Source organism: Amycolatopsis sp. NPDC033938 (assembly GCF_055575975.1).
Genome location: NZ_JBVIRO010000001.1, coordinates 71182 through 79009, shown reverse-complemented (window position 1 = coordinate 79009; position 7828 = coordinate 71182). Strand labels below are relative to the sequence as shown.

Here is a 7828-nt window from a genome sequence, read left to right as displayed (position 1 = left end):
GCCCCCTTCCCTCGGCTCAGCCGAGGGAAGGGGGCCTTCACGCGCAGCCGCTGCCGGACCCACTCACGAAGCCGCGGCCACCAGCGCCGCGTAAGGCCCGCCCGCCGCCAGCAGCTCCGCGTGCGAACCCAGCTCGGTCACCCGGCCGCCCTCGATGACCGCGACCCGGTCCGCCGCGGCCGCCGTATGCAGCCGGTGCGCGATCGCGATCACCGTGCGCCCCTCGAGCACCGCGCTCAGCGAACGCTCCAGCTCCCGCGCCGAACCCGTGTCCAGCAGTGACGTCGCCTCGTCCAGCACCAGCGTGTGCGGATCGGCCAGCACCACCCTGGCCAGCGCGAGCTGCTGCGCCATCGCAGCCGGTACGGCGACCGCACCGGCCCCGACCCGCGTGTCCAGCCCCTCGGGCAGGCTCGCCACCCACTCCGAAGCGCCGACCGAGTCCAGCGCGGCCAGCAGCCTGTCGTCGGTCCAGTCACCGGCGGGCAGCGTGAGGTTGTCCCGCAGCGTCCCCGAGAACACGTGGTGCTCCTGGGTCAGCAGCAGGACCTCGCCGCGCAGGACGTCGTCCGGCAGCGTCGACACCTCAGTCCCGCCGATCCGCACCGAACCCGACGTCGGCGCGGACATCCCGGCCAGCAGCCGTCCCAGCGTCGACTTGCCGGCCCCCGACGGGCCGACGATCGCCAGCCGTTCACCGGCTGGCACCCGCAGATCGATCCCGTGCAGCACTTCGCGGTCCTCGTTGTACCCGAACCGGACGTCGCGGACCTCGATGTCCTGTCCGCGCGGAGCCTCCGAAGCCGCGGCGACCGACGAAGGCGGTCGCACGCCCAGCAGCCGCCGCAGCGAGGCACCGGCGACCTGCATGTCCGCGAGCCAGAACAGCGCCTCGTTCAGCGGACCCGTCATGACCTGCGAGTACAGCAGCATCGCGGTGATGGTGCCGAGCCCTTCCCAGCCGTTCGAGTAGGCGAGCAGGCCCAGTCCGAGCATCACCGGCACCGGCAGCACGTAGCTGATCTCCAGCGACGGGATCCACCGCATCTGCAGCGCCCGGATCCTGCGCTCGCCCAGCATCGACGCTTCGAGGCCGTCGTGCCCGGCGCGGATCCGGCGGCCGGTCAGGTTCAGCGCCTCCGCCGTCCGCGCGCCCTCCGCGGTCTCGTGCGTGGTGGACTGCAGCTCGGCCCACCGGTCCAGCATCCGCCGCATCACGTCGGGAATCCGCCGCTGGTACCAGATGTTCACCGGCACCAGCAGCGGCAGCGCGACCAGCAGGCCCAGCGCGAGGAACGGCGACGTGATCACCATCGCCACCACGGTGAACACCACTGTGACGGCGGCGATCATGATCTCGGGCGCGCCGAAGCGCACCGCGTGGTCGATCCGGCTGACGTCGGTGGTCGCTCGGCTGAGCAGGTCACCGGTACCTGCCGCTTCGACCGTGCCCAGCGGCAGGTTCAGCGCGTTGCCCACGAACTCCTCGCGGTTGCGCGCGAGGATCCGCTCGCCGAACACGCGGGCACGCAGCCGCGCCAGCCCCTTGAACCAGGCCTGCGCCGCCAGCACGACCACGAACGCGATCGCGAGGAGCGTGATGGTGGTGGTCGTCGTGCCTTCCACGACCTCGTCCACCAGTGCGCCCAGCAGCTGTGGCCCGGCCAGCCCGATCGCGGTCGCGACGCAGAACAGGCCGATCATCACGGAGAACTCGCGCTTGTTGTCGCGCGCGGTCTCCTTGATCCATCGTCGGACGTCTTGCTTGTCTGCCAACGGCAGCTTTTTCATGCGGGCACTTTCGTACTCACGACCACATCGGCCACGTGAGTCCACAAAGGACTCTGACTGAACACGACGGTGGTCTTGCCGCGTCGCAGCTTCGCGACGCGTTCGGTTATGCGAGCTTCGGTGTGCGCGTCGACGGCCGAAGTCGGCTCGTCGAGCAGCAGGACGTCGGCGTCGGTCGCCAGCGCGCGGGCCAGGTTCAGCCGCTGCCGCTGACCGCCGGAAACCTCACGTCCGCGTTCGCCGATGACCTCGTCGACGCCGTTGGGCAGCGCGTCCACGATGTCGTCGGCGTCCGCCGCGTACAGCGCTTCGGTGATCTCCACGTCGCCGGGTTCGGCGGGGGTGACCTGCTCGCGCAGCACCCCGGAAAACCAGATGTCCTGGTTGTGCGCGAACACGACCCGTCGCCGCAGTTCGTCGAGGGCGACCTGGTTCACCGGGATCCCGCCCGCCAGGGCAGGTGCGTCCGGATCGGTGAACCGCGCCATCCGCGAAGCCACCGCCTCGGCGTCGGCTCCGACGTCGATGACGGTCAGCTTGCCCGCCTCGACCTTGATCCCGGACGTCTCGTCGTACAGGTCCAGCGGGCCTTCCGGCAGCGGCACCGGGTTCTCCGGTTCGGCGAGCGTGCGTTCGGTGGACAGCAGTTTGCACACCTTCCGCGCCGAAACCAGCGCGGCGCTCAGCACGCCCGCGAACTCGGTCGCCGTCGTCACCGGGATCACGAGGAACACCGAGACGCCGTAGAACGTGATCAGCTCACCGACGCCGATGGTGCCGTTCATCGCCAGCTGCGCGCCCAGCCAGGTGATGACCACCGTGACCAGACCCGGCAGCGCGACCTCCGCCGCCGCGAGCCACGCCTCGCTGCGCCCGACCTGGACACCGGCCGTCCGGACCCGCTGGCTGGAGCGGCGGAAGCGGTCGAGGAACTGCTTCTCCCCGCCGACGCCGCGAAGGATCCGCAGGCCGGAGACGATGTCCGCGGCGAGCGCGTTGACCTCGGTCTTCTCCTCGCGCTGTTTCGTCTGGCGCTTCTCCAGCGGCTTCAGCAGCGGTCCGATGCCCACCACCGCCAGCGGGACGCCGACCAGCGCGACCACGCCGAGCAGCGGAGACGTCGTCAGCAGCGCCGTCGCGCACACGATGAACGCGATCAGCGAACCGAAGGCCCGGCCGAGCACCTCGAAGGAGTCACCGATCGGGTTGATGTCGCTGGTGGTGATCGCGACGACGTCCCCGGTGGTGGTCGTGTCCCGCAGATTCGCGCCCAGCTTCGCCGCTTGTTCGGTGGCCAGGCGCTGGGTGACCCCGGCGCCGTGCACCCAGCAGCCGTAGGAGGCGAAATGCTGCACCGTTCCCGCGAGCGTCTGCGCGATCCCGAGTCCCGCCGCGGCGAGACCCCACAGCCAGACGGAGTCGCCGTCACCCCGGCCGATGGCGTCGATGCCCCGGCCGATCGCGACCGGCAGCAGTGCGATCGGCAATGACCAGAGCGCACCGCTGATCGCCGAGACGACGAGCAGTCCCGGCCGCGCGAGCATCATCGCGACCAGGTAACGCCAGGCGGTCGGCTTGGCGGGCAGCCGCAGCCGCGGAAAGGGATATGTGGCGGAAAGCACGATTATCGACGGTAAGCGAATCGCTACCGCAGGCGCGACCGATTTATCCGTGGGCGACGGCGAGCCGCCCTATGCGTTCGCCTACTCTTAAGGCCGTGGCGAACCCTGATGTGGACACCGTGACCAGCACCGACGTCGACACCACCGCGCGCGCCGAGGCGACTCCGGAGCAGAGTCAGCCGTACGTCGAGCTCGGCCTCGCCGACGACGAGTACGCCCGGATCCGGGAGATCCTCGGCCGCCGTCCGACCGACGCCGAACTGGCGATGTACTCGGTGATGTGGAGCGAGCACTGCTCGTACAAATCCTCGAAGAAGCACCTGCGCTACTTCGGTGAGACCGCCACTCCCGAGATGAAGGAGAAGATGCTCGCCGGCATCGGCGAGAACGCCGGCGTCGTTGACATCGGCGAGGGCTGGGCGGTCACCTTCAAGGTCGAGAGCCACAACCACCCGTCCTACGTGGAGCCGTACCAGGGTGCCGCGACCGGCGTCGGCGGCATCGTCCGCGACATCATGGCGATGGGCGCCCGCCCGCTGGCCGTGGCCGACGCGCTGCGGTTCGGTCCGGCCGACGCGCCCGACACCCGCCGCGTGCTGCCCGGTGTGGTCGCCGGTGTCGGCGGCTACGGCAACTGCCTCGGCCTGCCGAACATCGGCGGCGAGCTGGTGTTCGACGAGAGCTACGCCGGCAACCCGCTGGTCAACGCCCTGTGCGTCGGCGCGATGCGCGTCGAGGACCTGCACCTCGCCTTCGCCTCCGGCAAGGGCAACAAGATCATCCTGTTCGGCGCGCGCACCGGCCTCGACGGCATCGGCGGGGTGTCCGTGCTCGCGAGCGACACCTTCTCCGGCGACGAATCCTCGGGTGGCCGCAAAAAGCTCCCGAGTGTCCAGGTCGGCGACCCCTTCACCGAGAAGGTGCTCATCGAGTGCTGCCTCGAACTGTTCTCCCAGAAGCTCGTCGTCGGCATCCAGGACCTCGGTGGCGCCGGGCTCTCCTGCGCGACGTCGGAGCTCGCCGCGGCCGGTGACGGCGGTATGCACATCTACCTCGACCGGGTTCCGTTGCGGGCCACCGGGATGACCCCGGCGGAGGTGCTCTCCAGCGAGTCGCAGGAGCGCATGTGCGCGGTCGTCTCGCCGGAGAACGTCGAGGCGTTCATGAAGGTCTGCGAGAAGTGGGACGTCATCGCCACCGACATCGGCGAGGTCACCGACGGCGAGCACCTGGTCATCACCTGGAACGACGAGATCGTCGTCGACGTCCCGGCGCACACCGTGGCGCACCAGGGCCCGGTGTACGACCGGCCGATCCAGCGACCGTCCACACAGGACGCCCTGCAGGCCGACACCTCGGCGAAGCTGCCGCGTCCGTCCACTTCGGACGAACTGCGCGCCGACATCCTCAAGCTGATCTCGTCGCCGAACCAGGCGTCGAAGGAATGGGTGACCTCCCAGTACGACCGCTACGTGCGCGGCAACACCGTGCTCGCGCAGCCGTCGGACTCCGGCGTCATCCGGATCGACGAGTCGACCGGCCGCGGCGTCGCCGTTTCGACCGACTGCAACAGCAAGTTCGTCTTCCTCGACCCGTACGAGGGCGCGAAGCTCGCGCTGGCCGAGGCGTACCGCAACGTCGCCACCAGTGGCGCGAAGCCGGTCGCGGTGTCGGACTGCCTGAACTTCGGCGCGCCGACCGACCCCGGTGTGATGTGGCAGTTCGAGCAGGCCGTGCACGGTCTGGCCGACGGCTGCGTCGAACTCGGCATCCCGGTCACCGGCGGCAACGTCAGCTTCTTCAACCAGACTGGCGACACGGCCATCCTGCCGACACCGGTGGTCGGCGTGCTCGGCGTGATCGACGACGTCACCCGCCGCATCCCGACCGGAATCGGCGCGGAGGCGGGGGAAACCCTGCTGCTGCTCGGCGAGACCCACGACGAGCTGGACGGTTCCGCCTGGGCGCGCGAACTGCACGGCCACCTCGGCGGCCGCCCGCCTCGGGTGGATCTGGCGCGCGAGAAGCTGCTCGCCGACATCCTCATCGCCGGTTCCCGCGACGGCATGATCTCCGCCGCGCACGACATCTCCGACGGCGGCTTGATCCAGACGCTCGTCGAGACCGTCCTCATCGGACAGTGCGGCGCCCGTGTCTTCCTCGACGCGGAGCAGGACCCGTTCGTGCAGCTGTTCTCCGAGTCCGCGGGCCGGGTGCTGGTCGCCGTGCCGCGCACCGAGGAACTGCGGTTCACCGAGATGCTGACCGCGCGCGGGATGCCGTGGCGCAAGACCGGTGTGGTGGACCCGGAATCGGGCTCGCTCGAACTCCAGGACATCACCGAGTTCACCTTGGACGAGCTTCGCGAGACTTGGGAGCGCACCCTCCCGGCCCTGTTCGGCTGAGGCTGAGGGCGGCCGTTCGGTACAGGTGGTCGTGAGTGGCGATTCGGGGTATAACCCGAAACGCCCCACACCAACCAAAAGAACCAGGCGCGCAAAAAGAACCCACCCGTGTCCGCGGGACCGCGAAGGTGGCCACGCTGAGGTCGACAGGCGCTTCGACGACGAGGTTGTCCAGCAGCGCTTTCCGCTTGAACTCGGCCCCGGTGACGTCGAACCTGCCGTGAATCGTCACGTTCCTGAGCGAGACCTTCCCGGCGAGTTCGGCCTCGGAAAGGTTGAGACACGTCGATATCTTGCTGCGATCCGCGCCGAACCAGCCGACCCGCCTGCCGGTCAGCCCGAGGTCGTCGAGCCGGGCGTCGCTGAGGTTGAGCGACAGCGTCGGCCCGGTGGTCCCCGCGTGGGGAAGGATGTCGCGGATCAGCCGTTCGGCCGCACGCCTGACCAGTCGTTCGCGTTCCGCGGCCGCCTTGTCCGGGGGTTCCCACTCGCGGTCGTGGTCGAACTTCGGGTGTTCGAACGGCCGCCGCAGGTACGCGCACAGCACGTCGAGCACCGTCTGCCGGTACTCCGGCCTGGTCCTGGCCAGCCCCGCCAGCGAGTGCATCGCCCCGACCCGGACCTGGTCGGCCTCGTTGCCCAGTAGTTCGATCGACTTGGCGAAGCGTTCGTCCGAGATCCGGCTGCGCTCGATCTCGTGCCTGTCCTCCTCTGTCCGCCTTCGCCTGTCGTTGAGCCAAAGTCCGTAGAGCGCGGCGATCGCCCCGGCGGCGAGAGCGCCGGTCTTCAGCGCGTCACCGCGACTGGTCGCGCGATCGGTGAGCAACCAGGCGGTGACGCCGATCAGCACCGCGACCGAGGACAGCAACGTCCACAGCAGCGGAGACCGGAGCAGACGCCTCATCCGTCTTTCACCGTCAGCCGGGCACGGCCGTCGGGCAAGGTCTCGACGACCCAGCCCGCCGGGAGTTCGTGATCCCTCGCCGGTTCCACCGTCGTGTTGTACAGCGACACGGAATCCGGTGCCTTGCGGAACTTCAGGTCACTGAAGCCTTCGAACCGCGCACGGCGTAGGTCCAGGGCCTTCTCGAACTCGGCTTCGGTGAAGACGGCGTTCTTCGCGAAGACACTGTCCTTAAAGGACGTTTCGCCCGCGAACACGGTGCCGTCGAACTCGACGTCCTCGGAGAACTGCACCCCGCTGAACCACGCCCGCTGCGTGAACTTGGCGCCGCTGCACCGAAAGAAGCCGATGCGTTTCTTCTCCTTCGTACCGGCGCCGGTCAGGTACACCGGCCCGAGGAACACGCAACCGGACAGATTGGTGCTGTTGTACAGCCCGCCATAGCGGAGCAACAGCTTGCCGATCTTGCGATCCGACAGATCGAAGTACTCCAGCACCGCGCCGGTCAGGTCGAGGTCGTAGCCGCGGGTGCCCTCGGAATCCGCGGCCGGCAGCAGCTCGCCGATGAGCCGTTGCGCGGTCTGCCGCACCTGGAGTTCCTGATCCTGCACTTCCGAGCCCTCTTTGGGAGGGGTGTTCCCCGGCCGTTTCGCCGTGTCCGCGTACCGCGGATGCTCGAACGGCCGCCGCAGGTACGAGCACAGGATGTCCAGCACGGTCTGCGTGTAGATCGCCCGTCCGCGGGCCAGCCCGGCCAGCGCGTGCAGAGCACCCACCCGCACCTGGTCGGCGTCGTGCCCGAGCAGCTCGACGGCCTTGGCGAACCGTTCGTCCGAGATCCGGTCGCGGTCCTGGTCGGCCCGCCGGAGTTCGAGTTCCTGCCGCTGCCGTTCGATCTCCTGCCGTCGTTCCTCGACGCGGCGGCGCCGGTCGTTGAGCCACAACGCGTAGAGCGCGACGATGGCGCCGCCGGCGAGACCGCCGGTCTTCAGTGCCTCGCTGCGGCTGGTCGCCGGATCGGTCAGCAACCAGCCGCCGACGGCGAGCAGCAGCACGAGCGAGACGACGAACGTCCAGAGCAGTGGAGAGCGGAGGGACCGCTTCAT

At 69.3% G+C, this 7828-nt stretch carries 5 protein-coding genes; 1 reads left to right on the top strand and 4 read right to left on the bottom strand.

What is annotated here, in order from left to right; genetic code table 11:
* Nucleotides 1-63: 63 nt before the first annotated feature.
* Nucleotides 64-1791 carry an ABC transporter ATP-binding protein gene (locus tag ACZ5ZX_RS00410; protein ID WP_465499948.1) on the bottom strand — a complete coding sequence of 576 codons (1728 nt, stop codon included), beginning with the start codon at nt 1789-1791 and terminating at the stop codon, nt 64-66.
* A complete protein-coding gene (locus ACZ5ZX_RS00405; RefSeq protein ID WP_465499947.1) occupies nt 1788-3413 on the bottom strand; it encodes an ABC transporter ATP-binding protein in 1626 nt (541 codons plus the stop codon). The genes ACZ5ZX_RS00410 and ACZ5ZX_RS00405 overlap by 4 nt, the downstream gene beginning before the upstream one ends.
* A 119-nt stretch (nt 3414-3532) precedes the next feature.
* Here ACZ5ZX_RS00405 and purL point away from each other — a divergent pair, with 119 nt between their 5' ends.
* Entirely contained in the window at nt 3533-5818 is a 2286-nt protein-coding gene (purL, locus tag ACZ5ZX_RS00400; RefSeq protein ID WP_465500988.1) for a phosphoribosylformylglycinamidine synthase subunit PurL, read from the top strand.
* On the opposite strand, the gene ACZ5ZX_RS00395 is transcribed toward purL, so the two are convergent.
* The gene (locus ACZ5ZX_RS00395) at nt 5760-6722 is read right to left on the bottom strand and encodes a hypothetical protein (RefSeq protein ID WP_465499946.1); all 963 of its coding nucleotides are present in this window, start codon (nt 6720-6722) and stop codon (nt 5760-5762) included. The genes purL and ACZ5ZX_RS00395 overlap by 59 nt on opposite strands.
* Complete coding sequence (locus ACZ5ZX_RS00390; protein ID WP_465499945.1) at nt 6719-7828, bottom strand: pentapeptide repeat-containing protein; 1110 nt, start codon at nt 7826-7828, stop codon at nt 6719-6721. The genes ACZ5ZX_RS00395 and ACZ5ZX_RS00390 overlap by 4 nt, the downstream gene beginning before the upstream one ends.

Coding starts and splice junctions, on each gene's coding strand:
- ACZ5ZX_RS00410 (WP_465499948.1), bottom strand. CDS start 1,791: ATGAAAAAGCTGCCGTTGGCAGACAAGCAAGACGTCCGACGATGGATC.
- ACZ5ZX_RS00390 (WP_465499945.1), bottom strand. CDS start 7,828: ATGAAGCGGTCCCTCCGCTCTCCACTGCTCTGGACGTTCGTCGTCTCG.
- ACZ5ZX_RS00395 (WP_465499946.1), bottom strand. CDS start 6,722: ATGAGGCGTCTGCTCCGGTCTCCGCTGCTGTGGACGTTGCTGTCCTCG.